We start from the raw sequence: 23,322 nt of genomic DNA, 5'->3' as shown, positions 1-23,322 counted from the left end.
GCCGCACTCACCAGGCGGGGTCGCCGGTGGCCTGCAGGGTGAGGTAGCTGGGGTGATCGGGGTCGAGCACCAGCTCTTGCTTACGGCCATGCGCACGGATCAGGTCGGGCACCACGGTGAGGTAGCGGGGCACGCTGCCCGCGTAGATGTCCACGCGCAGCCGATGGCCGATCTCGATCACCGCGTCGGTGGGCACCAGATCGACGTCGATGGGCAGCGGCACGTCCTTGGGCACCGGCAACTTCCGCTTGCGCGAGAGGTAGTGATGAGCCACCAGCAGGGTGCCGTCGGGGGCGTACTGCGACCGTTCCCGGTCGAAGGCGCGGTTGGACACGGTCAGGGCGCCGTTGGTCACCACCCGTGAACTGCCGTCGGGGGCCACATCGTTGACCGTCACCGCCCAGATGCCCTCCTGGCCGGAGGTGGAGACGAACAGGTGCAGGTTCAACGCACCGCTGATCTGGGTGCGCGCAAGCGCCGGGGGCGTGGTGAACGACAGGGCGCCCCGCTCCTGATAGCGGGCGTCATGGGTGAAGTCGCGGCCGAACATCACCGTCAGCCCCGCGGTCACCTGGGTCATGTCGCGCGATCGCAGACCACGCAGGTCAGGCGACACGGTGTGGTTGGTGCGCCCAGCCGGGGACGGTTGCGACCCCAGACTCCCGTCGAAGGTGGAGTGGGCGGCGGTACCGCTACGCGAGGCGCCCAGGTGCAGATGGCGCACCGAGACGCCTGGGCGTGGAAAGCTCTCGCCCGCCGTCCACGAGCCCCCCTGCTGCTGCATGGTGACCGGGCCGTAGGCGTCCACCCCGTTGTCGATTCCCTTGAGCCACTTGTCGAACCACGCGCGCTCGAGGACATCGACCCGCGGCGGGGCGCTGCCTTCGCCAAAGCCCGAGCCGACGTCGAGGTGGTAGCCGTCGGCCACGATGAGCTGCTTGCGGCCGGGTTCCATCTGCAGGTTCTGGTAGATCGAGGTGGCGCTGCGACCGAACAGGTCGTGCCAGGCGCCGAACAGGAAGGTGGGCGCGTCTATCCGCGAGATGACCGGGTTACGCTCACGGAAATACGGGTCGTCGTAGATACGCGGGTCGTGTCCGGTGAGGAAACCCCAGCCCAGGGAGGCGGCCTCGGTGGCGGGGGAGGCGATGCGGTCGAGCAGCCACTTGGCGGTGGTGCCGCGCATCAAGTCGCGAACAGCGTGGGCCGGGTTGGGGATCCATTTGAGGCCGTTGACCACCGACATCCACAGCGGGATGAACGCCGACGGTAGACCGCCGGTGATGTAGATGTCGCGGACGATGTCCTCGCAGCCCTCGATGGCGAAGACCGCCTTGAGTCCGGGTGGACGCTTGTCGGCGGCCTGCAGGGAGGTGATGGCCGAATACGACCAGCCGGCCAGGCCGAAAGTGCCGTCGCACCAGTCCTGTTCGGTCACCCACCGGCAGATCTCCACCGAGTCCTGCTGTTCGCGGGGGCCCAGGATCTGCCATTTGCCATGGGAGGCACCGGTTCCGCGGACATCGACGATCACCTGCACGTATCCGCTGCGCACCAGGTTGCGGTTCACGCCGAACACGTCGAGTGCGCCACCGGAGATCATCCGGGTGAGATCGGTGATCCCGGCCAGTGGCGTACCCGAGAGGTCGGCCCGTCCGGCCACGCCGCGCACCAGTCGGCCGAGGCCGTGGGCGTGGGTGAGCTGATCGATGACATCGAGTATCGCCCGGTTGTACGGGTTGATGCTGACCACGGCCGGGTAGGCGCGCTGCGCGGCCGCGCGGGTGACGCCGGCCGGTCGGATCACCGTGGCGCGCAGCACGATTCCGTCGGACATGCGGATGTGGACGTCGCGATCGATGGCCACGTGCGGGTAGCGCGACGGCCCGTCGACGAGCTGGCGCCACGCCAACGCATCGGCACCGCCGGTGGGATCACCGAGCGGCAGCGTGGGCAGTGCTCCGATGCGCGGTCGGCGACGTGGGCCGGGCAGGCCGGGGGTGAAGGGTCCGACGGTGTACTCGGCGGGGTCGCCGTCAGCGACGGAGCTGGCGAGCGCCGGGAGCGGGAACCCTGCGTAGGAGGTGTCGAAACGGGGATCGTCGCCCCGGTCCACCTGCGGATCTGCTGGGACGCTCATGGTGGCCCACCTCCTCGTCTTCCTGTCGGGTGGGCACATCGGTACCCCGCCACTTCGTCGTGGTCAGGCCGTGATGCGTTACACACGTGTGCGTTGTGTCACGGGCCATCGCAGAATGTAACCCAACCTATGACGCCTGTATGCCCGTGCCCGAGACTTCGTGACCGGAGTGAATCCCGCTGGGGTGTTTCATAACGACGGCATCTCACGACGCTCAGGCCGTCCGACCAGGGCGGATTTGGTCGCCGGCGGGGTCGGCGGGTACCGTCGCCAGTGGAAATCAGGCCGTGTGGTCTGGTTACCGGTTCAACCAGAGACCGTTGGTCGACTCCCACCCGGTGGGGGTTCGAAGGCCCGACGTATGTCGGCGGCCCACGCAGGGTGGACGAGGTGAGATGAGCATGCGCGCGATTCCTGTTCGCCCGCAACCGCTTCCACGCCCCGGTGCCCTGCGCCCGGGGCGTTTGTCATTCAGTGGGGTCGGGAAAGCTCCGACGGTCTGTGCACCACTGGAATCGACATGAGAGGAGGCGAAGTATGGCCAAGTCCGAGAAGGTCGCCGCAGTTGCGGAGATCGCCGAGCAGTTCAAGGGCTCCACGGCCACAGTGATCACGGAATACCGTGGCCTGTCGGTCAAGCAGATCAGTGAGCTGCGTCGTTCCCTCGGCGAGGGCGCAACCTACTCCGTCGCCAAGAACACCCTGGTCAAGCGCGCCGCCAGTGATGCGGGCGTTCAGGGTCTCGACGAGCTGTTCGTCGGACCGACCGCGATCGCCTTCATCGAGGGCGAGCCGGTCAACGCGGCGAAGGCGATCAAGAAGTTCGCCAAGGACAACAAGGCCCTCGTCATCAAGGGCGGGTACATGGACGGTCGCGCGCTGTCCGTGGCGGAGATCGAGCAGATCGCCGACCTCGAGACCCGTGAGGTCCTGTTGGCCAAGCTCGCCGGTGCCATGAAGGGCAACTTGGCAAAGGCTGCTGGGCTGTTCAACCAGCCCGCATCGCAGGTCGCGCGTCTTGCCGCGGCCCTGCAGGAGAAGAAGGCTGCCGCAGGCGAGGCGCCCGCGGCGGACGCCGCCGACGCACCCGCCGACGCTGCCGAATAGCGCACCCGCGCACCCCACCCGATCCACTCGCCGGCACGCGCCGGCGCGGATGAACACCCCCCACGGGGGACAACAGGAAGGACGCCATCATGGCGAAGCTCAGCGCTGACGAGCTCATCGATCAGTTCAAGGAACTGACCCTGCTGGAGCTCAGCGATTTCGTGAAGAAGTTCGAAGAGGTCTTCGAGGTCACCGCGGCTGCTCCGGTTGCCGTCGCCGCCGCCGGTGCCCCGGCCGCAGCCGCCGAGGCCGCCACCGAGCAGGACGAGTTCGACGTCGTGCTCGAGGGTGCCGGAGACAAGAAGATCCAGGTCATCAAGGTCGTCCGTGAGGTCGTCTCGGGTCTGGGTCTGAAGGAGGCCAAGGACCTCGTGGAGAGCGCCCCCAAGGCCATCCTGGAGAAGGTCGACAAGGACGCTGCCGAGGCTGCCAAGGCCAAGCTCGAAGAGGCCGGCGCCAAGATCTCCATCAAGTGACACCCTGCGGCCGAGCCCGGATCGTCGTGCTTACCGCGCAGTAAGGTCGAGCCCGGATTTCGGGCAACACAGACACGGCAGAACCACCCTGAGACCAGGGTGGTTCTGTCGTTTCTGCAGCTAGAAGGCATTTCTGTGTTTGTGATCCCCAATTGCGGAGTTGAAGTTCGTAGATCGCAGACTGTGGGCTACAGTGACTCCAACCACAGGCCGGAGACGGCAGAGCATGAGGAGTCAAACGTGGGTGTGGAGGTCAGCGTCGAAGGGCTCACCAAGTCCTTCGGTTCGCAGAACATCTGGCGCGACGTCACCCTGACCCTTCCCGAAGGTGAGGTCAGCGCTCTGCTGGGGCCCTCGGGTACCGGCAAATCGGTGTTCCTCAAGGCCCTCATCGGCCTGCTGCATCCCGAACAGGGCTCGGTCATCGTCGACGGCACCGACATCACCAAGTGCTCGTCACGGGAGCTCTACGAGATCCGCAAACTCTTCGGGGTGCTGTTCCAGGACGGCGCCTTGTTCGGCTCCATGACCCTGTTCGACAACACCGCCTTCCCGCTGCGCGAGCACACGAAGAAGTCAGAGTCCGAGGTCCGCAAGATCGTCATGGAGAAGCTGGACCTCGTCGGTCTGGCCGATGCGGGCGAGAAGCTGCCCGGCGAGATCTCCGGCGGTATGCGTAAGCGCGCGGGCCTGGCCCGAGCCCTGGTGCTGGACCCGCAGATCATCCTGTGCGACGAGCCCGACTCGGGTCTCGACCCGGTGCGCACCGCCTACATCTCGCAGCTGTTGATCGACATCAACGCGCAGATCGACGCGACGATCCTGATCGTCACCCACAACATCAACATCGCCCGCACCATCCCCGACAACATCGGCATGCTGTTCCGCAAGGAGCTGGTCATGTTCGGTCCCCGCGAGGTGCTGCTCACCTCCGACGAGCCTGCGGTCAAGCAGTTCCTCTCCGGTGACCGCTTCGGCCCCATCGGTATGTCCGAGGAGAAGGACGACGCCACCGCTGCCCAGGAGGCGCAGCTGGCACGGGCCGGCGTCTCCGGTGGCGGAACCAAGGACGACTTCTCCGAGATCATCCCGCAGGTGCAGCCCAACCCCGGCATGCCTGAGCGTCGGGCGGCCATCCGCCACCGTCAGCGTGTCCACGACCTGCTGCACACCCTGCCCGAGGGGGCCCAGAAGGCGATCCGCGAGAGCATGGCCGCCGAGGACGAGATCAAGAACGCGAACCTCGCCCGCGGGGCCGAGCTCGCGAAGTCGCCCCAGTTCGCCGGTGGGCAGGGATTCGGCGGCTCCGAGGCCCAGACCGAGCAGTTCCCGGCCTATCGCGCGGGTGGAGACGCCTGACATGACACGAGAATCCTTGGAGGCCACCAGATGAGCGGAGCCACCACACGTGGCGTCGATCGGGTGACACAGGCAGGAACGTCTGCTCTCGCGCAGACGGGCAACATCGTCCAGCTCTTCGTCGATGTGGCGCGCCAGAGTGTCGTCCGACCGTTCCAGCTCCGCGAGTTCGTGCAGCAGGCCTGGTTCATCGCCAGCGTCACCATCCTGCCGACCGCGTTGATCGCCATCCCCTTCGGCGCGATCGTGTCGCTGCAGACCGGCTCGCTTATCAAGCAGCTCGGTGCCGAGTCGTTCACCGGCGCGGCCAGCGTCCTGGTGGTCATCCAGCAGGCAGCGCCGGTCATCACCGCATTGTTGATCGCAGGCGCGGCCGGCTCGGCCGTGGCCGCCGACCTGGGCTCGCGCACCATCCGCGAGGAGATCGACGCGATGCGGGTGCTGGGCATCAACCCTGTGCAACGCCTGGTCGTCCCGCGTGTGCTGGCCATGGTCTTGGTCTCAGCGTTGCTCAACGGACTGGTCTGTGTGGTCGGTATCGGCGGCGGCTACTTCTTCAACGTGGTCGTGCAGAACGGCACCCCGGGCGCCTATCTGGCTTCGTTCAGTGCGCTGGCGCAGCTGCCCGACCTCTACGTCGCCACCGTCAAGGCCGCCATCTTCGGTCTCCTGGCCGGTGTCATCGCCTCCTACAAGGGGCTGACCCCCAAGGGTGGACCCAAGGGCGTGGGCGAGGCGGTCAACCAGAGTGTCGTCATCACCTTCCTGCTGCTGTTCTTCGCGAACCTGATCATCACCGCCGTGTACCTGCAGATCGTCCCGGCCAAGGGTTCGTAGGGGAGGACTGAGCAATGACGATCGCCAAGAGCAGGGCCGACCTGTTCACCTACCGCATCCGCAAGACCGTCGACGCGCCGCTGAAGGTGCTCGACGGCGCCGGCGAGCAGATGTCGTTCTATGGTCGCGCCGTCGCCTGGGCGCCGCGCACCATCGTGGCCTACCCCAAGGAGCTGCTGCGCCTGCTCGCCGAGGTGGCCTTCGGCGCCGGCGGACTGGCCGTCATCGGCGGCACCATCGGTGTGATGGTGTTGCTCACCGGCTTCACCGGTGTGGTGGTGGGCCTGCAGAGCTACGCCGCCCTCGATCAGATCGGGTCGCAGGCACTGACCGGCTTCCTGTCGGCCTACGTCAACACCCGTGAGGTGGCCCCGCTGGTCGCCGGTCTGGCCCTGTCGGCCACCGTCGGATGCGGTTTCACCGCCCAGCTCGGTGCCATGCGTATCTCCGAGGAGATCGACGCCCTCGAGGTCATGGCCGTGCCGTCGGTCCCGTTCCTGGTGACCACCCGCGTGGTCGCCGGATTCATCGCGGTCATCCCGCTCTACGTGCTGGGCCTGCTGTCGGCCTACCTGGCCACCCGATTGATCAACACGACGTTCAACGGGCAGTCGACGGGTTCCTACGACCACTACTTCAACCTGTTCCTGCCACCGGCGGACGTGTTGTGGTCCTTCGGCAAGGTGCTGGTCTTCGCGTTCGTCGCCATCCTCGTGCACTGCTACTACGGCTACTACGCCAGCGGCGGACCGGCCGGTGTGGGCGTGGCCGTGGGACGCGCTGTGCGAGCTGTCCTGGTGCTCATCGCGGTGCTCGACTTCTTCCTGGGGTTGGCCATCTGGGGCACCACCACGACTGTCCGAGTGGCGGGCTGAGCCATGGCCGTACTGCGTAGACGTCTGCTGGGTCTGGTGTTCTTCCTGGTGCTGGCCCTGGTCATCGGCGGGTCGATCCTGAAGTTCAACCAGACGTTCTCCACCTTCACCGACGTCACCTTGACCACCGACTCGGCAGGCAACGCGTTGCCCAACAACGCCGACGTCAAGGTCCGCGGGGTGCTGGTGGGACAGGTGCGTGAGGTGACCACCCGTCCCGACGGCACCGTTGCGGTCAAGTTGGGTCTCGACCCGGACAAGGCCAAGATGCTGTCGGCGGGAACCACTGCCCGCATCCTGCCCAAGACGCTCTTCGGTGAGCGCTATGTGGCGTTGCAGCTGCCCGCGGGGGACAGCGGCGAGCCACTGCGCAACGGGGCGACCATCGCCACCGACTCCACCGGCAACGCGATGGAGCTGCAGACGTTCTTCGACAAGTTGCTACCGGTGCTCAAGGCCATCCCGCCGCAGGACCTCAGCGTCACGCTCGGCGCGCTGGCCAAGGCCCTGGACGGCAACGGCGAGAAGCTCGGAGCCAGCTTCGAGGAACTCAACAACATCTTCACCCAGGTCAACGCGAACATGCCGCAGCTGCAGGGCACCCTGCGTGGGTTGGCGACGTTCTCCCAGACCTACTCACAGGCGCTGCCCGACATCGTCGACTCGTTGGACACCCTGCGCACCACCACCAACACTTTGGTGGAGAAGCAGGGCGATCTGAAGACACTGATCTCCACGGTCACCGCCACCGCGATCCAGACCACCGATTTCCTACGCACCAACCGACGCGACCTGCTGACCCTGGCCATCGATTCCGAGCCGTTGCTCACTGCGCTGGCCACGCATTCGCCGGCCTTCGGGTGCACGTTCAAGAACTTCGCCGGACTGGTCCCCGAGGTGGGCAACATCGTGGGTGTGGGGACCAAGAACCCCGGTGTGCGCGTGAACCTGAGCTTCTCGAACCCGCGTGGTCGTTACCTGCCCAACCAGGACGAACCGCGTCTGCTCGACGACCGCGGACCGCGCTGCTACCCGCAGCACTACCAGAGTGGCCGCCCGTTCCCGCAGTACCCGGGTGGATCTCTCAACGACGGCTCCTACCAGCCGCCGTCGCGCAACCCCGGTCCGCGTAACCTTCCCACCCTTCCGATCCCGGATTTCTCGGGCAAGCCGGCTGGAGTCATCCAGCCCAGCGTGTACGACGATCCGCAGAACAAGGTTGCCCTGCAGGCGATTATGGCGGCCGAGGCCGGTGTGAACCCTGGCGACGTGCCCAGCTGGATCGCCCAGATCGTGGCGCCGGGCCTGCAGGGAGCGCAGGTGACCATCAAGTGAAGAACAACTTCTATTCGCCGCTGATCAAACTGATCGTGTTCACGGTGATCACCGTGATCGCGACGGCCACACTCGGGGTGACCATCGCCAACTCCGGTACCGGCGGCGGCAACGACTTCAAGGCGATCTTCACCGACGCCGCCCTTCTCAACCCCGGCGACGACGTGCGCATCTCCGGTGTACGCGTCGGCGAGGTGCGCGACGTGAAGATCTACGACCGCAACAAGGCCAAGGTCACCTTCTCGATCGACCGCAAACGGTTGCCCGACGGGGTGCAGGCGTTCATCCGGTTCCGCAACCTGACCGGTCTGCGATATGTCGCCCTGGAGAAGGGTCCCGGTGACATCGACTCCACCATCTCGGCGGGGTCGACCATCCCGCTGTCACAGACCCACCCGGCGGTGAACCTGACCGAGTTGTTCAACGGGTTCAAGCCGCTGTTTCAGGACCTGTCGGCCGACGACGTGAACAAGCTGGCCAACGAGATCATCCAGGTGTTCCAGGGTGAGGGCGGCACCATCACCAGCCTGCTGTCCAACACCGCCGAGCTGACCAACACCATCGCCGACAAGGACCGGGTGATCGGGGAACTGATCACCAACCTCGGCGCGGTGCTGCAGAACATCAACCAGCACGACGACGAGCTGACCACCCTGTTGACCACCACCGAGAAGTTCGTCAGTGGCCTTGCCGCGCAGAAGAACTCGGTTGGTTCGGCCATCACCTCGGTGTCGAACCTGACCTCGGTCACCAGCTCGATCCTGACCCCGGTCGGACCGTCCCTGCAGGGCTCCATCGCAGGCCTCAAGCAGCTGAGCGACACGATCAACGATCGTCGCGGCGAGGTGGAGAAGACACTGACCAACCTGCCCATCAAGGCCCAGAAGATCGGCCGCGCGGCGACGTTCGGTTCGTGGTTCCAGTTCTACCTCTGCGGCCTGGACATCTCGGCGGGCAACGGCAAGTCCACGCTGCTGAGTCAGCCGTTGATCCCGCTGCCCGACATCAACTACGTGCTCTACACCAACGTGGCCACACGGTGCTGGGCCGACGACAAGCCGCCGAAGTGAGGGAGGAGGACAACCATGGCTGATCAGAAAGTCAACAAACGCCCGGACGCACCGCGGCGTACCCCGGTGAGCATCGGATCGATGGGCGTGCTCATCTTGCTGATGGCGGCGGTGTCGTCGTTTTATCTCGGCAGCCTTCCCCTGGTAGGCGCCTCGACCATCTACACGGCCGACTTCAGCGAAGCAGCCGGACTCAAACCGCGCAGTGAGGTGCGGGTCGCGGGCATCAAGGTCGGTTCGGTGACCAGCGTCGCCCTGCACGACAACAAGGTGCGGGTGAAGTTCTCGGTCGCCAACACCTGGATCGGCAACAACAGCTCGGCGTCCATCCAGATCAAGACCGTGCTCGGTCAGAAGTACCTGGCCGTCGATCCCAGCGGCGACAAGCAGGCCGACCCGAACAAGGTGATCACCAAGACCACGTCCCCGTTCGACGTCATCGATGCCTTCAGCGCCGCGTCGAAGCAGATCAAGGACGTCGATTCCGATCAGCTCGCCACCAGCTTCCGGACGCTGTCCGCCGCGTTTGCCGGTACCCCGGCAGAACTTGGCAACTCACTCGACGGGCTGACCCGGTTGTCTTCCACCATCGCCAGTCGCGATGACGAGGTGCGCAAGCTGCTCGAGGCGACCAAGGGCACGTCGAAGATCCTCGCCGACCGCAACGTCGAGTTCACCCGGTTGATCGCCGGCGCGGGAGATCTGTTGGCGGAGTTGAACAACCGGCAGCAATCGATCTCGCGGTTGTTGAGCAGCACCACCCAGCTCTCGACCACGCTGACCGGGATCGTTCGTGACAACGAGAAGCAGATCGGGCCGGCGTTGGAGTCGCTCAAGGGCGTCACCGATTTGCTGCGCAAGCAGGACAAGAACCTGCGGTCGGCGATCATCAACCTCGCGCCGTTCTACCGGCTCTACGCCAACGTGCTGGGCAACGGCCGCTGGTTCGACTCGGTGATCACCAACATCCTGCCGCCGGGTCTGCCCGCGCAGAACACGCTGCGTCCGCCCAACCGGACCCGCAATCTCAACATCGGTGGAACGGAGGCGACCGGATGATGTCCGCAGCGCAACACGATCTGCGCGACTCGGCCGGTCCCGGACGGTGGTTCACCCCGCGCCACATCGTCATCGGGGTGATCGGTCTGGTGCTGGCCCTGGTCGTGGTCGGCTCCCTGTGGTGGTTGTTCAGCACCATCAACCAGACCAAGATCACCGCTTACTTCAAGAGCTCGGTGGGCATCTACCCGGGCACCGACGTGCGTATCGCCGGGGTCAAGGTGGGCACCGTCGATTCGGTCACCCCGCAGGGTGATCGCGTCCGGGTGAAGTTGACCATCGACGGCGACAACGACCTGCCCGCCGATGTGGGGGCCGTGCAGGTGGTTCCGTCCCTCGTAGCAGACCGCTACATCCAGCTCACCCCCACGTACTCCGAGGGCCCCAAGGCCGGTAGCCGGATCACCTTGGGCGAGGACAAGGCAATGGTCCCCGTGGAGGTGGACCAGCTCTATGCGAGCGTGCAGAAGTTGTCGACCGCACTCGGGCCCAACGGCGCCAACAAGGACGGAGCGCTGAGCCAGCTCATCAAGACCGGCGCGGCCAACCTCGGCGGCAACGGTGAGAAGCTCGGTCAGACCATCGAGCAGTTGTCGAAGGCCGCCACCACGCTCAGCGACTCCAGCGGCAACATCGTCGACACCATCAAGAACCTCGACGTGTTCGTCAAGGCGTTGGCCGACAACGACGCCCAGGTGCGCCAGTTCAACACCCAGCTCGCGTCGTTCACCGGCTTCCTCTCCGGCGAACGCCAGCAACTGGGTCAGGCGCTGAACAAGCTGTCGATCGCCCTGGGCGACGTGGCCGGGTTCGTCCAGGACAACCGGATCGCCCTCGGCGATCGGGTCAAGGAACTGATCCCCACCACCCAGACCTTGGCCGACACCACCGACTCGCAGAAGGAACTGTTGACCGTCCTTCCGGTGACGATCAACAACCTCATCAACGCCTACAACGCCGAGTCGGGCACCCTCGACCTGCGTGTGGTGCTGCCGGAGTTGCAGGACCTCGCCGGCGCCGGCTGCAAGCTGCTCGACCTTGGCAAGCTCAAGCCCGGCGACCCGCAGTTCCAGCAGTTCAGCAAGACGCTGCGCCCGCTGCTCAACCAGTGTTCGGCCATCGCCACCCAGATCACCAAGGGTTCGATGACCCCAACTCTGAACCTGCCGTTCGGCATCATGAGCGGCGAGAACCAGCAGAAGCGTGGACCTGTGCCCGGAACCGTTCCCGGAACGCCGTCACCCGGATTGACAGGTGGGTAGACCATGACGCGATTCGATCTCCCACGGCGCGCGGCAGTCGCGCTGGGCGTGGTCTCGGTGGCCACCGCGGTGATGGTGACCGGGTGTTCATCCGGGGGCATCTACTCGTTGCCGCTGCCCGGCGGCGCCGACACCGGCGACAACCCGCGCTCCTACAAGATCCAGTTCAACGACGTGTTGGACCTCGTGCCGCAGTCGGCGGTCAAGTTCGACGGCGTGACGGTGGGCAAGGTGACCAAGGTCGAGGTGGCGCCCGACGGGTGGTCGGCTCAGATCGAGGTGTCGGTCAAGCGGACCATCGACCTGTCGACCAAGTCGCAGGCCAAGGTCGCCCAGACCAACCTCTTGGGTGAGAAGTTCATCTCGCTGAGCGATCCCGAACTGCGCAGCTCCGCGCCCCGTCAGGACTCGGCAACCCCGATCCCGGTGCTGCGCACCGGCACCGCCACCGACATCGAACAGGTGCTGGGTGCGTTGTCGATGCTGCTCAACGGTGGCGGCATCGCCCAGCTGACGCCGGTGGTCAAGGAACTCAACATCGCGCTCGGCGGGTCCCGCAGCAAGACGGTCAACTCGCTGCTCAACCAGACCGAGAAGCTGATCAAGAGCCTCAACGACCAGAAGGCCGACATCACCAAGGCGATCGACGGTCTGGCCACGCTGTCCACCCGCGCGCAGGCGCAGACCACGCAGATCAACCGGATCCTCGATCAGCTGCCCGCGGGGGTGAAGGTGCTCGAGGATCAGCGTCCACAGTTCGTCACCCTGCTGCAGAAGCTCGACGGTCTGGGCCAGGTGGGTGTGGACATCCTCGGGCGGGCGCGCGAGGAGATCATCACCGACCTGCGGTCGCTGCGGCCGACGCTGCAGGCCTTGGCAAAGGCGGCGCCCGACATCATCACGGCGCTGCCGCTGCTGCCCACCTATCCGTTCCCCGACCAGCTGCTTCCGGGTGTGCGTGGTGACTCGACCAACCTGTTCGCCACGGTCGACCTGCGTCTGCTCAATCAGCTCGAGGCGCTCGGTGTGGGGCAGCCGCAGCCGCGCTACCAGCCGGTGGGCTCAGGTCCGCAGCCGGTGCTCGACCCGCGCAACCCTTACACCAACGGCAACGGCCCGCGGGCGGGTTGGCCGACGGTGACGTTGCTGCCGCTGCTCAACGCTCGCCCCGGCCCCAACACGCCGCCGTCGGGTGGTCGGTATCCGGTGCTGCCGGCCCCGAAGAAGAACCAGTCGCCGCTGAGCGGTCCGCTGGGGATGCTCTTCGGCCCCAAGCCGGCTCCCAAAGCCCCGGCCAAGGCCCCGGCACCGAAGACAGGAGCACCGGGACGATGATGTCCAAGCTGGTGCGTTGGCAGCTGATCGCGTTCACCGTGGTTGGTGTGCTGGCGGTGGTCTACGTAGGCGCCAAGTACGCGCAGCTCGGTCGCCTCGTCGGGGTCGGCTACTACACGGTCAACGCCGATTTCCCGGACTCCGGGGGCATCTTCAGCAACGCCGAGGTCACCTATCAGGGTGTGCCCGTGGGACGGGTGTCGTCGCTGAAACTGCAGCGTGACGGGGTCCGGGTGGTCATGAAGCTCGAGTCCGGCGGGCCGAAGATCCCGGCGTCGGCGAAGGCGGTCGTGGCCAACCGGTCGGCCATCGGTGAACAGTATGTGGACCTGCGCCCCACCTCGGCGGGACGTCCCTTCCTCAAGGACGGCTCGAGCGTCGGCATCGGCGACCAGCCCATCCCGGTGCCGGTGCAAGACGTGCTCTCCAGTGCCATCGACCTCACCTCGTCGGTTCCGCTGGACGACCTCAACACGGTGGTCACCGAGTTGGGCAAGGCGTTCAACGGCCGCGCGGAGAACTTGAAGAACCTCGTCGACTCGCTGGTCAACCTGTCGAGATCGGGCAACGACAACCTGCCCCAGACCATCTCGCTGATCCGTAACGCCGACACCGTGCTGGGTACGCAGGCCGACGTGTCCGATGCGATCCTGGACTGGTCGAAGAACCTCGGCCTGATCACCGCGCAGCTGGCCACCAGCGATCCTGACCTGCGGCGTCTGCTGACCACCGGCACCACCTCGGCGACGCAGCTCTCGGCGTTGCTGACGCGCAGCGGTGGCGACATCACCACCGCAGTGCGCAACCTCGCGCTCGACGTGCGCAACGTGAAGGGAACCTACAGCGGCATCTCGCCGGTGCTGGCGATGGTGGGGGCGTTGTCCACCGGCAGCTATTCTCCCGCCCCGGGAGATGGCACCATCCACTTCGGCATCGTGTTGGAGACCAACAACCCGCCGTCGTGCACGCTCGGGTACGAGGGCACCCAGAAGATGATCGACGAGATGAAGAAGAAGAACCCCGACTTCGACATCCGCTACGACGACTTCCCCTTCAACACCAACGCGAAGTGTGCTGTGGCCCAGGGCAATCCGACCAGTGTGCGCGGTGCCCAGAACGCGAAGTACTCAGACCCCTACATCGCACAGCCGTGGGATTCGCTCCCCAAGCGTGATCCGGACAAGTTGGACCTCAACCCACTGGCCACCCAGCTGGCCGCATTGCTGGGCGTTCGGCAGAAGTGAGCCCACCACCTGCGTTCGCGCGGGTGATGGCGCACACAGCTTCGATGGTTACAGTGGCCTGCGATGAAGAAATCTGATTCCGTGCGCACCCCAGCGGTGAGCACCGATACCGAGACCGATGAGAAGCCCAGCGCCTTGTCCCGCCTAGGACTGCCCTTGGCGACAGCTGCGGCTGTGGTGGCGTTGGTCGCGGCAGTGGTGTTCGCCGCGGTGTCGGGCTACCGCTGGTACGACGCCGCATTCAACCGGGAGCCCGTGCAGACTGCGCGCGACGACGCCCTCAGTGGAGCCGAACAGGCCATGCTCAACGTCCTCAACATCGATCTGAAAGATTCGGCCGCCTACCAGAAGCGGCTTCGCGAATCGGTGACCGGCAACGCGCGCACCCAGCTGCTCGGCAGCGACGGGTTCGGGGCCATCCAGAAGGCAGCCACCGGTACCGACCCGGCCAAGCTGACGGCCAAGCTGGTCCGCAGCGCGGTCGTCGAACTCGACACCGAAGACAAGACCGCCAAGACCGTGGTGTTCCTCGAGGTGACTGCGGCCCGGCCAGGTGAGCAGCCCTCCACCCAGTCCATGGGTTTCCAGGTGGAGGTGACCAAGCAGGGATCGGCGTGGAAGGCCAGCAACATCCAACCGCTTGATGCGGTGGCCATCGACAACCCGGGCACCACGGATCCGGCTGCGGGCACCCCCGCGCCAAGCCCGGACCCGGCCGCCCCCGCGGCAAGCCCGGACCCGGCCGCCCCCGCGGCAACCCCCGATCCGGCGGCACCGGCTGCGCCCGCCGATCCGGCCGCACCGCAGGTTCCCGCCGCCCCGCAGGTGCCGGCCGCGCCGGGAGGCAACTGACCATGACCCGACCCCGCCCGCCCCGCAAGGCCACCCCTCCGCGCCGGACCCCGAAGGTCGCCGGACGCACACCCGCAGGTGAGCACACTGCGCCCACCCCGGCCAAGAAGGTCGTCCCGGCCACGAAGGCTGGGACTCCAGGCAAGAAGGTCGTCCCGGCCACAAAGGCTGGGACTCCAGGCAAAAAGGTCGCCCCGGCCACAAAGGCTGGGACTCCGGCCACGAAGGCTGCGGCCCCGGCGAAGAAGGTGATGCCGGCGGCGAAAAAGGCTGCGGCCCCGGCGAAGAAGGCGCCGCCGCCCACCGCCGCCGACGATCTCTCCGACACCCAGGGTGCCGAAACGGCCGAGACGGCTGCCATCAGTCTCGCCGCCGGCGAGGCCGACACTGCTGTCACCGAGGCCGATGCTCCTGCCCCCGACACCGACGCGGCCGCCCTCGACGCGGCCCCCGCCACCGGGTCCATCTCGCTGGCGAAGCCACCTGCAGGGCCGCGTGGCAAGAAGCGGCCGCCGGCGGCACGCGTGTCCACCATCAAACCGGCGGCCACCCGGCCTGCGATCGAACGCGTGCCCGTTCCGGCCACCAGTCGCGTGCGTCGCCGGCCGACCTGGAAGACAGTCATCGCGCTGGCGGTGGCCGCGGCGGTGATCGCGGTGATCGGATTGATCGCGACGAGTAAGCCGGGCGTGTCCATCGGGTCGAACAAGGCGTTCGTCGACTCCGCGTTGACCAACGAGATCAGCGGCCAGGCCAAGTCGCGTATCTGCTCGATCTTCGGCGTCAAGTACGACAAGCTCGACGAGTGGGAGCGCAACGCCCGCGGCAACGTCACCGGTACCGCAGCTCAGCGGTTCGGCCAGTACAGCAAGAGCGTTCGCGATGCGTTGACCCAGGCCGGGCTCACCCAGGGCGCGGTGGACTGTCGGGTCGACACCGTCGGTGTGCGTTCGATCGACGGTGACAAGGCGGTGTTGATAGTGAACCTGCTGTTCAGTCAGACCGACGGGCAAACCGCAGCCGGCAGCGGCACCAAGCGGTATCAGGTCTCGGTGGCGCGGGTCAACGGAGACTGGTTGATCTCCGACTTCGTCGACTTCTGACCCGTACGTGACGCACATCGGTCAGGACCCACGTACCTCACGCACGGGTCAGTCGGGCGACGTGCAGTGCCAAATAGGTGACCTCGTCGTCGGTCATGGTGATCGACAGCCGCAGCTCCAGCAGAGACTGTAGCCGCGTGGCCGCTTGGTAGGCCTCCGGCAGTGAGGTGCGGATGGCCTCCGCGGCGGCCGACATCCCCCGGTCGAGCTGCCGGTCGGTGTGCGCGCGCACCACGAAATATCGCATGTGGGTGATGAATCGGGCCGCATCGATCGAGTCACGGGCGATGGGCCAGCCCACCAGCTGCTCCAACATGTCCAGCAGTTGGGTGAACAGTCCCGTCATCCGGTAGGTCAGGGTGAGATCACCGCCGGTGAAGCCGGAGTTGACCAGGTGCAGGGCCACCGACGTCGCCTCGTCATCGGGTAGGTCGAAATCGGCGGCGGTGTTGACCGCGGCCACCACCCTGCGTGCGACGTCAAGCTCAGCGGGGTAGAGGTGCGCCACCTCGGCCTGCAGCGGGTGGGCCGGCTCGTGCTCGTCGAGTTCTCGGCGCCGCCGCATCGCCACCGCGAGGTGATCGGCGATGGCGATCACCGTGGAGGCGGGGACGGAGTCGAGTCGGGCTGTGCTCAGGGCCTGCGTGGTCAGCTCGATGACATCGGCGGGGATGGCCGCCACCATCGCTGCCACCGTGTCCGGGTCGCGACCGTGTTCGGGCACAAAGACCTTCGTGATCTTCTCCGCGTCGATCAGGTCGCCGGGCCGGGCCGCAAACCCCACGCCTCGGCCGGTCAGGATCACCTCACCCCGGTCTGGGTCCCGGGCCAACACCACGTTGTTGTTGAACACACGCAGAATTCGGGCCGGAACGCCGCCGGTGACCCCGGTCATCCCAGACGCGCTCCGCGCGAGGCGATCACGTCGCGATACCAGCCGAACGACTTCTTACGCAATCGGTTTCCGGTTCCACTCCCGTCGTCGTTGCGGTCGACGTAGATGAACCCGTAGCGCTTGCTCAGTTGGGCGGTCGATGCGCTCACCAGATCGATGCACCCCCAGCTGGTGTAGCCCAGTACCTCGACGCCGTCGACGAGGGTCTCTCGCAGCTGACGCAGGTGCGCCGCCAGGTAGTCGATCCGATAGTCGTCGATCACCGTGGCCACACCGTCGACCTCGGTCACCTCGTCGCGGGCGCCCAGGCCGTTCTCGACGACGAACAGCGGCTTGCCCCACCGTTCCCAGAAGGTGTTGAGGATGACGCGCAGCCCCTGCGGGTCGATCTGCCAACCCCACTCCGATGCGGGCAGGGTCGGGTTGGCGACGCCACCCATCAGGTTGCCCGCACCGGCGGTGGCATCGGGATCGGCGGTGGCGCAGGTGCTCATGTAGTAGCTCAACGACACGAAGTCGACAGTGTGGCGCAGGTCGGCCCGATCCTCGTCGGTGATCTGCAGTTCGACACCGTTGTCGCGCAACCACCGCAGGTGGTACCCGGGGTATTCGCCTCGACAGTGCACGTCGCCGAATGCGAAGTTGGCCCGGTCGGTGTGCATGGCGGCCACCACGTCCTCGGGGTCCGGGGTCAGGGGGTAGACCGGGATCGCGATCAGCATGCAACCGATCTGGACGCCAGGGATCATCTCGTGGGCCAAACGGGTCACCCGGGCCGAGGCCACCAGCTCGTGGTGGATGGCCTGATGCAGATCTGTCGGTGACAGCTGCTCCTTGGGCGTGGGGATGGCCCCGGACATGAACGGGGCGTGGATGATCGAGTTGATCTCGTTGAACGTCAGCCAGTACTTCACCCGATGCCCGTAGCGAGTGAACAGTGTGTGGCAGTACTTTTCGTAGAACCCGATCAGTTTCCGGTTGGTCCAGCCGCCGTACTCTCGCGCCAGATGCAGGGGCGTCTCGTAGTGGCTGATGGTGATCAGCGGCTCGATCCCGTGCCGTTCGAGCTCGTCGAGTACGCGATCGTAGAAGGCCAGGCCGGCCTCGTTGGGTTCGGCGTCGTCACCATTGGGGTAGATGCGGCTCCAGGCGATGGAGAACCGGAACACCCGAAAGCCCATCTCCGCGAACAGGGCGATGTCTTCGGGGTAGCGATGGTAGAAGTCGATCGCCTCGTTCTTGAGGTTCTCAGGGGTGGGGCCGTCGGTGGGTGGGGTGGTGATGCCGTGGGGCATCACGTCCTGGATCGACAACCCCTTCCCGTCCACGTCGTAGGCGCCCTCGATCTGATTGGCCGCGGTGGCGCCTCCCCAGAGGAAATCGCTCGGGAACAGTTGTGGTTCAGTGGAGCTCACGCGTTGATCTCCTCATCGATGCTGGCGGCGGCAACCCTCAGCAGCGGGTCACCGGCTTCGAGGTGCACTCCGGGCGGCGCGGGTTCGACGGTACCGAGTCGCGCTGAGTTGGTGATGGCGACGATCACGGAGGTGTCGTAGCCGGCAGCGCGCACCACATCGAGGTCCACGTCGACCAGTGGGTCGCCGGCGTGCACGGTGTCGCCGCGCTGCACCAGCGCAGTGAACCCGGAGCCGCCGAGTCGAACGGTGTCGATCCCCGCGTGCACCAGCACCTCCACGCCGTCGGCGGTGGTCAGGCCGAAAGCGTGACCGGTGTTGGTGGCCACCACCACCGTGCCGTCCACCGGGGACAGGATGCGACCGTCCTCGGGCGTGACGGCCAGGCCCGGCCCCAGTGCCCCGGAGGCGAACACCCGGTCGGGCAGATCGGCCATGGCCACGGTCGTCCCGGCGACGGGAGCTTCGACAGTCAACGGGGTGGTCTGAGACACCCTGGGCGACAGGGCAACTGAGTCGTGGTGATCGGTGTCGGCTGCGTCGGTGTCGGCCTGGCCGGATCCGTCCAGGTCGGCTTCGGTGGACTCAGGGTCGGGGCGCTCACGGTCGACGAAGATGAACGTCAGGACGAAGGCCACCGCGACGGCGGTCACCGTTCCGATGATCAGGGTGACGATGTTGCCGACCGCGGTGAAGCCGGTGATGGCCAGCAGTGATGGCAGCACCAGCGAGGACACCGCCGTGCCACCTGACGCCACGATCGCGCCACCCACCGCACCGCCGAGCATGCCGAAGGCGAAGGGCAGGCGCAGCGGCAGGTTGACGCCGTAGATGGCGGGCTCGGTGATGCCGGCCAGGAAACCGGAGAAGGTGGCCGGGCCGGCCACCGCGCGGCGCTTGGCGCTGCGGGTACGCAGGAACACCGCGAACGTGGCTGCGGCCTGAGCCAACACCGCAGGCAGCAACGGGCCACCGAGCAGCGAGAATTTGTTGCTCGTCACCTCGCCGGCGATGATCGGCAGGAACGCCCAGTGCAGCCCGAACAACACGAAGAACTGCCACAGCCCGCCCATCAGCGCTCCAGCCAGCCAGGGCACGGCGTCGAAGGCCGAGGAGATGCCCGAGGAGATCCAGTCCGACAGGTGGCTGGCAATGGGTCCGATGGTCAACAACACCAACGGGACCATCACGATCAACACGATCATCGGCACAGCGAAGTTCTTGACCACCTCAGGGACCCAGCGCCGCAGCCACCGCTCCAGGTGGCCCTGCACCCACACCGCGATGATGATGGGGATCAGGGAACTGGTGTAGTTGAAGGTCGCGACGGGGATGCCGAAGAAGTCGACATCGCCCTTCGCCGAGGCCAATTCGACCACCGAGGGGTACACCAGCGCGCCGCCGATGGCCATCGCGGTGAACTCGTCGGCCCGAAATCGTCGAGCTGCGGTGACGGCCAGGATGATCGGCAGGAAGTAGAACAGCGAGTTCGAGGTGGCATCGAGGATCTTGTAGGTGGAGCTCGTCGTCTCCAACCAGTTGAACTGATCGGCTGCCGAGACGAACGCTTTCAGCAGACCGGCACCGGCCAGAGTCCACAACATGGGCGAGAGCAACGCAGCGATGACTTCCAGTGCGGAGCCGAAGAACTGGCCGATGGTGCGGGGTCTGGGCGTGGGTTTGGCAGGCGCAGTGGCGGTGCTTGCGTCGTGGTCCTGGCCCAGCAGCGGGGTGAACGCCGCGTAGACGTCGGCGACGTTCGTGCCGATGACCACCTGGAACTGTCCGCCGGCCCGCATCACGGTCAGCACGCCGGGCAGCTTTTCCACGGCGTCGGCGTCGGCGCGGGATTCGTCGTGCAGCTGCAGCCGCAGCCGGGTGGCGCAATGGGCAGCGCTCGCCACGTTGTCCGCGCCCCCCACCTTGTCGAGGATGGATGCGGCCAGGGTCGGTAGATCTGTTCGCGTCATTGCGACCTCCGTCTCGTGGGTTCGACCAGGTGGCGGCCGAAGGACCATGCCCGACAACCGAATACGCTCGGCCCCGAGCGGGCACAAAAAAAGACCCGAGCAGCGCGAGGCCGCTCAGGTCTTGCCCCGCTCGAGTCGGGTGACAATCCTGTGGGCCATCGTTGGCCCGACTCCCACGATAGGCGTGACTCAGCTCACTGGCAACCACTCCGCGTGCGATCGGTGGCCCACGCAGCCCGACGGAACGTATCGGGTGAGAGATGAACCCAGGGTTGCCGGAGTCGAGACCTGTTGCCAACTAATGTATCTGGCGATCAAGAGACGTTCACCGACCCGCCACCCGGGCGCTGACCGCTCGCAATTAGCCGGGGCAACGATTCAGCGTATGCCCGATCACGATGGTGTAACCCTGCCCCACGCACTGACCGTCGGCGCCGACCGCACCCTGCGTGCGGGCACCACGCGCCGTCGCTTCCTCACCTGGTCGGCCGTGGTGGCCGGCATCGCCATGACCCCACAGCTGTGCCCGGGGACGGCGTCGGCCGAGGGGTCAGCCGACCTCTTCGCTCCAGCGCCCCGGGACAACCCGTTTCGTCTCGGCGTGGCCTCCGGCGATCCACTGCCCGACGGGATCGTGTTGTGGACCCGGTTGGCCACCGACCCGACCGCACCACGCGGCGGCATGACACCGGGGTCGGTGGCGGTGCGCTGGGAACTGGCCACCGATCCCCGGTTCACCTCGATCGTCCGCAACGGCCAAGAGCTGGCCACCGAGCTCGACGGCTGGTCGGTCCACGTGGACGTACGCGGGCTCGATCCGGCTCGAGACTACTTCTACCGCTTCATCGCTGGGCCACATCGCAGCACCGTCGGCCGCACCCGTACCGCACCCCGGCTCGGTGCGCCACTGTCCTCGCTGAGTTTCGCCTGGACCTCCTGCCAGCGCTGGGATCAGGGTCTGTTCACCGCATGGGCCGACCTGGCCCAAGCCGCCCCTGATGTCGTGTTCTTCCTGGGCGACTACATCTACGAGTACCCGATCCCGGCGACCGGACCACGGGCCGGGCAGCCACGGCCGGAGTCGGTGACCCACGAGCAGATGTCGTTGGAGGACTACCGCGATCGCTACGCACTGTACAAGTCTGACCCGAATCTTGCTGCAGCACATGCGTCGTCGCCGTTCATCTCTGCCTTCGACGACCATGAGGTGGAGAACAACTGGGCCGGGCAGATCAGCGAGGACGACGTCGACCCGCGGGTGTTCCTGGCGCGGCGGGCCAACGCGTTCAAGGCCTGGTGGGAGAACACCCCGGTGCGCGCCAACCTGCGCCCGGTGGGGCCGGACCTGAACGCATACCGCCGCTTCACCTTCGGTGACCTGGTCGACTTCTCGGTGCTCGACACCCGGCAATACCGCAGTGATCAGGCCGATGGAGACGGTGTGCACAAGCAGGATGCGGTGACCGCCGATCCGGCTCGGACCATCACCGGTGCGGCACAGGAGAAGTGGATCCTCGACGGGTTCACGTCCCGATCGAGGTGGAAGTTCCTGGCGCACCAGACGGTGATCAGCGACCTCGCGCGGACCACCGGCGGCGAGCGCAAGGTGGACGTCGACCAGTGGGGCGGCTACGAGGCGTCGCGGCACCGCATCCTCGACGGGGCACGGGAACGCGGCGTGAGCAACCTGGCCTCGATCGTCGGCGACATCCACCGCACCGTGGTCTCCGAACTCAAGCGTGATTACGTCGACACCTCCGCGCCGGTGCAGGGCGTGGAGATCTCCGCCACCTCCATCTCCTCGGCGGGCGACGGTGCCGACGTCGACTCGCAGGGAAAGGCGATCGCGGCAGCGTCACCCCACGTGAAGTTCGGCAACGCCCGGCGTGGCTACGCGCGGGCCACGCTGAGCCCGACGAACTGGCGCACCGAGATCCGGGTGACCGACTCGGTGAGCACCCCGAACTCGCCGATGCGGACCGCGGCGACGATCACCGTGCCGGTGGATCGGCCCGAGATCAACGTGAGTTGAGGACCAGCAGGCCCCGCACCGCGCAGCCCTCGGCTGGCCGCGTTCCTGGCCCGCCACCTGAACTGACCTGCACCGACCGTGCCGAAACACCCCGTCGACCGTGCCGAAACACCCCGCCGAGCGTGCCGAAACAGCCCGCCGAGCGTGCCGAAACAGCCCGCCGAGCGTGCCGAAAAAACCCACCGACCGTGCCGAAACACCCCGTCGACCGTGCCGGAACACCCCGTCGACTGGCCGGTGATCCTCGCCGGCTAAGCGGGACCCGGGTCGGTTGAGCGGTGAACTCCGTCCGCCGGCCGCCTCTGAGGACGACATCGGATGCGTTGGGCTTCAACGGTTGTGTTCGGCTGGTGAAGCCAGGCCGAGTGCAGCCCACAGGGTGTGAGCGCAGAGGTTGCTCAGCTGTTCGCGGGTGATCGTCGGAGTGTCGAGCCAGCTGAGAATGGCGGCGGGAACAAAGGCGAGCCATCCCGTCACGGCGATCACGTTGGCGGCATCGGGCTCCGACAGCGAGCGGACGCCGGCGAGGATGTGGTCGAGATGTGCTGCTCCACGGCCCTCATGAATGCCGAGCAGCTCCGGGTCGGAGAGGGCGGAGCGGTGGGCGACGCGAAATCCGTCGGGGTGCGCGGCGGCATAGTCGACGTACACCCTGACGCCCGCCCGGATCTGGTCGAACGGATCCAGGGTGGTGTCGGGTGTTGTGGCGTCGAGCATGCGCGCGCTCTCGTTTTCGACAACCGCCAAGAAAAATGCCCGCTTGCTGGGGAAGTAGCGATAGAGCAGCCCGCATGACACCCCGGCCGCCGCTGCGACTTCCTCGATCGAAACCTCCTCGTGTGGTCGGGAAGCGAACAGTTCGGCACCGATGCTGAGCAGTTGTGCGCGCCGCTGATCGGTGGTCATCCGGGTCCGCATGCAGCGAGTGTATTGACGCCGTGCCTGGAAAGAGACAG

Annotated in this window: 19 protein-coding genes; 14 read left to right on the top strand and 5 right to left on the bottom strand. The window is 66.5% G+C overall.

Annotation, left to right across the window (positions count from 1 at the left end; all coding sequences use genetic code 11):
• Positions 1–7: 7 nt before the first annotated feature.
• Positions 8–2,140: a CocE/NonD family hydrolase gene (locus KIK15_RS03770; RefSeq protein ID WP_214242772.1), complete on the bottom strand. Its 2,133-nt coding sequence runs from the start codon at positions 2,138–2,140 to the stop codon at positions 8–10.
• Positions 2,141–2,677: 537 nt separating this feature from the next.
• Between KIK15_RS03770 and rplJ the strand changes: the two genes are divergently transcribed.
• From rplJ to KIK15_RS03705, 13 genes are all read left to right on the top strand, one after another.
• Positions 2,678–3,247: a 50S ribosomal protein L10 gene (gene rplJ / locus KIK15_RS03765; RefSeq protein WP_214242771.1), complete on the top strand. Its 570-nt coding sequence runs from the start codon at positions 2,678–2,680 to the stop codon at positions 3,245–3,247.
• Positions 3,248–3,336: 89 nt separating this feature from the next.
• Positions 3,337–3,723 (top strand): 50S ribosomal protein L7/L12, encoded by a 387-nt coding sequence (gene rplL / locus KIK15_RS03760; protein ID WP_214242770.1) that lies wholly within the window; start codon positions 3,337–3,339, stop codon positions 3,721–3,723.
• Positions 3,724–3,963: 240 nt separating this feature from the next.
• A complete protein-coding gene (locus tag KIK15_RS03755) occupies positions 3,964–5,082 on the top strand; it encodes an ABC transporter ATP-binding protein (protein ID WP_214242769.1) in 1,119 nt (372 codons plus the stop codon).
• 30 nt (positions 5,083–5,112) lie between these two features.
• Positions 5,113–5,919 (top strand): ABC transporter permease, encoded by an 807-nt coding sequence (locus tag KIK15_RS03750; protein WP_214242768.1) that lies wholly within the window; start codon positions 5,113–5,115, stop codon positions 5,917–5,919.
• Positions 5,920–5,933: 14 nt separating this feature from the next.
• Positions 5,934–6,794 carry an ABC transporter permease gene (locus KIK15_RS03745; protein WP_214242767.1) on the top strand — a complete coding sequence of 287 codons (861 nt, stop codon included), beginning with the start codon at positions 5,934–5,936 and terminating at the stop codon, positions 6,792–6,794.
• 3 nt (positions 6,795–6,797) lie between these two features.
• Positions 6,798–8,129 carry an MCE family protein gene (locus KIK15_RS03740; protein WP_214242766.1) on the top strand — a complete coding sequence of 444 codons (1,332 nt, stop codon included), beginning with the start codon at positions 6,798–6,800 and terminating at the stop codon, positions 8,127–8,129.
• Positions 8,126–9,199: an MCE family protein gene (locus KIK15_RS03735; RefSeq protein WP_214242765.1), complete on the top strand. Its 1,074-nt coding sequence runs from the start codon at positions 8,126–8,128 to the stop codon at positions 9,197–9,199. The genes KIK15_RS03740 and KIK15_RS03735 overlap by 4 nt, the downstream gene beginning before the upstream one ends.
• 15 nt (positions 9,200–9,214) lie before the next feature.
• The gene (locus KIK15_RS03730; RefSeq protein ID WP_214242764.1) at positions 9,215–10,258 is read left to right on the top strand and encodes an MCE family protein; all 1,044 of its coding nucleotides are present in this window, start codon (positions 9,215–9,217) and stop codon (positions 10,256–10,258) included.
• Positions 10,255–11,520: an MCE family protein gene (locus tag KIK15_RS03725; protein ID WP_374222806.1), complete on the top strand. Its 1,266-nt coding sequence runs from the start codon at positions 10,255–10,257 to the stop codon at positions 11,518–11,520. The genes KIK15_RS03730 and KIK15_RS03725 overlap by 4 nt, the downstream gene beginning before the upstream one ends.
• Before the next feature lie 3 nt (positions 11,521–11,523).
• Complete coding sequence (locus KIK15_RS03720) at positions 11,524–12,855, top strand: MCE family protein (protein ID WP_214242763.1); 1,332 nt, start codon at positions 11,524–11,526, stop codon at positions 12,853–12,855.
• The gene (locus tag KIK15_RS03715; RefSeq protein ID WP_214242762.1) at positions 12,852–14,099 is read left to right on the top strand and encodes an MCE family protein; all 1,248 of its coding nucleotides are present in this window, start codon (positions 12,852–12,854) and stop codon (positions 14,097–14,099) included. The genes KIK15_RS03720 and KIK15_RS03715 overlap by 4 nt, the downstream gene beginning before the upstream one ends.
• Positions 14,100–14,162: 63 nt before the next feature.
• The gene (locus KIK15_RS03710) at positions 14,163–14,951 is read left to right on the top strand and encodes a hypothetical protein (RefSeq protein ID WP_214242761.1); all 789 of its coding nucleotides are present in this window, start codon (positions 14,163–14,165) and stop codon (positions 14,949–14,951) included.
• Positions 14,952–14,953: 2 nt separating this feature from the next.
• Positions 14,954–16,054, top strand: coding sequence for a hypothetical protein (locus KIK15_RS03705; protein WP_214242760.1), 1,101 nt, complete (start codon positions 14,954–14,956; stop codon positions 16,052–16,054).
• Positions 16,055–16,091: 37 nt separating this feature from the next.
• Here the strand turns inward: KIK15_RS03705 and KIK15_RS03700 are convergent, their stop codons facing one another.
• The 3 genes from KIK15_RS03700 to KIK15_RS03690 are packed head-to-tail and all read right to left on the bottom strand — an operon-like array spanning position 16,092 to position 20,334.
• Positions 16,092–16,949 carry a PRD domain-containing protein gene (locus tag KIK15_RS03700; protein ID WP_214242759.1) on the bottom strand — a complete coding sequence of 286 codons (858 nt, stop codon included), beginning with the start codon at positions 16,947–16,949 and terminating at the stop codon, positions 16,092–16,094.
• On the bottom strand, positions 16,946–18,364 hold the full coding sequence (locus KIK15_RS03695; protein WP_214242758.1) for a glycoside hydrolase family 1 protein: 1,419 nt from the start codon (positions 18,362–18,364) through the stop codon (positions 16,946–16,948). The genes KIK15_RS03700 and KIK15_RS03695 overlap by 4 nt, the downstream gene beginning before the upstream one ends.
• On the bottom strand, positions 18,361–20,334 hold the full coding sequence (locus KIK15_RS03690; RefSeq protein WP_214242757.1) for a beta-glucoside-specific PTS transporter subunit IIABC: 1,974 nt from the start codon (positions 20,332–20,334) through the stop codon (positions 18,361–18,363). Before KIK15_RS03690 ends, KIK15_RS03695 begins: the two co-directional genes overlap by 4 nt.
• A gap of 385 nt (positions 20,335–20,719) precedes the next feature.
• Here KIK15_RS03690 and KIK15_RS03685 point away from each other — a divergent pair, with 385 nt between their 5' ends.
• A complete protein-coding gene (locus tag KIK15_RS03685) occupies positions 20,720–22,366 on the top strand; it encodes an alkaline phosphatase (protein ID WP_214242756.1) in 1,647 nt (548 codons plus the stop codon).
• 330 nt (positions 22,367–22,696) lie between these two features.
• Here KIK15_RS03685 and KIK15_RS03680 read toward each other — a convergent pair whose 3' ends face one another.
• Positions 22,697–23,284, bottom strand: coding sequence for a TetR/AcrR family transcriptional regulator (locus KIK15_RS03680; RefSeq protein ID WP_214242755.1), 588 nt, complete (start codon positions 23,282–23,284; stop codon positions 22,697–22,699).
• Between the last annotated feature and the right edge of the window lie 38 nt (positions 23,285–23,322).

The organism is Williamsia sp. CHRR-6 (assembly GCF_018474015.1).
GTDB lineage: Bacteria > Actinomycetota > Actinomycetes > Mycobacteriales > Mycobacteriaceae > Williamsia_A.
The sequence above is the reverse complement of the archived record's forward strand: the minus strand, read 5'-3'. Positions and strand labels throughout refer to the sequence as shown.

Coding starts and splice junctions, on each gene's coding strand:
- KIK15_RS03770 (WP_214242772.1), bottom strand. CDS start 2,140: ATGAGCGTCCCAGCAGATCCGCAGGTGGACCGGGGCGACGATCCCCGT.
- rplJ (WP_214242771.1), top strand. CDS start 2,678: ATGGCCAAGTCCGAGAAGGTCGCCGCAGTTGCGGAGATCGCCGAGCAG.
- rplL (WP_214242770.1), top strand. CDS start 3,337: ATGGCGAAGCTCAGCGCTGACGAGCTCATCGATCAGTTCAAGGAACTG.
- KIK15_RS03750 (WP_214242768.1), top strand. CDS start 5,113: ATGAGCGGAGCCACCACACGTGGCGTCGATCGGGTGACACAGGCAGGA.
- KIK15_RS03745 (WP_214242767.1), top strand. CDS start 5,934: ATGACGATCGCCAAGAGCAGGGCCGACCTGTTCACCTACCGCATCCGC.
- KIK15_RS03740 (WP_214242766.1), top strand. CDS start 6,798: ATGGCCGTACTGCGTAGACGTCTGCTGGGTCTGGTGTTCTTCCTGGTG.
- KIK15_RS03730 (WP_214242764.1), top strand. CDS start 9,215: ATGGCTGATCAGAAAGTCAACAAACGCCCGGACGCACCGCGGCGTACC.
- KIK15_RS03725 (WP_374222806.1), top strand. CDS start 10,255: ATGATGTCCGCAGCGCAACACGATCTGCGCGACTCGGCCGGTCCCGGA.
- KIK15_RS03720 (WP_214242763.1), top strand. CDS start 11,524: ATGACGCGATTCGATCTCCCACGGCGCGCGGCAGTCGCGCTGGGCGTG.
- KIK15_RS03715 (WP_214242762.1), top strand. CDS start 12,852: ATGATGTCCAAGCTGGTGCGTTGGCAGCTGATCGCGTTCACCGTGGTT.
- KIK15_RS03710 (WP_214242761.1), top strand. CDS start 14,163: ATGAAGAAATCTGATTCCGTGCGCACCCCAGCGGTGAGCACCGATACC.
- KIK15_RS03705 (WP_214242760.1), top strand. CDS start 14,954: ATGACCCGACCCCGCCCGCCCCGCAAGGCCACCCCTCCGCGCCGGACC.
- KIK15_RS03700 (WP_214242759.1), bottom strand. CDS start 16,949: ATGACCGGGGTCACCGGCGGCGTTCCGGCCCGAATTCTGCGTGTGTTC.
- KIK15_RS03690 (WP_214242757.1), bottom strand. CDS start 20,334: ATGACGCGAACAGATCTACCGACCCTGGCCGCATCCATCCTCGACAAG.
- KIK15_RS03685 (WP_214242756.1), top strand. CDS start 20,720: ATGCCCGATCACGATGGTGTAACCCTGCCCCACGCACTGACCGTCGGC.
- KIK15_RS03680 (WP_214242755.1), bottom strand. CDS start 23,284: ATGCGGACCCGGATGACCACCGATCAGCGGCGCGCACAACTGCTCAGC.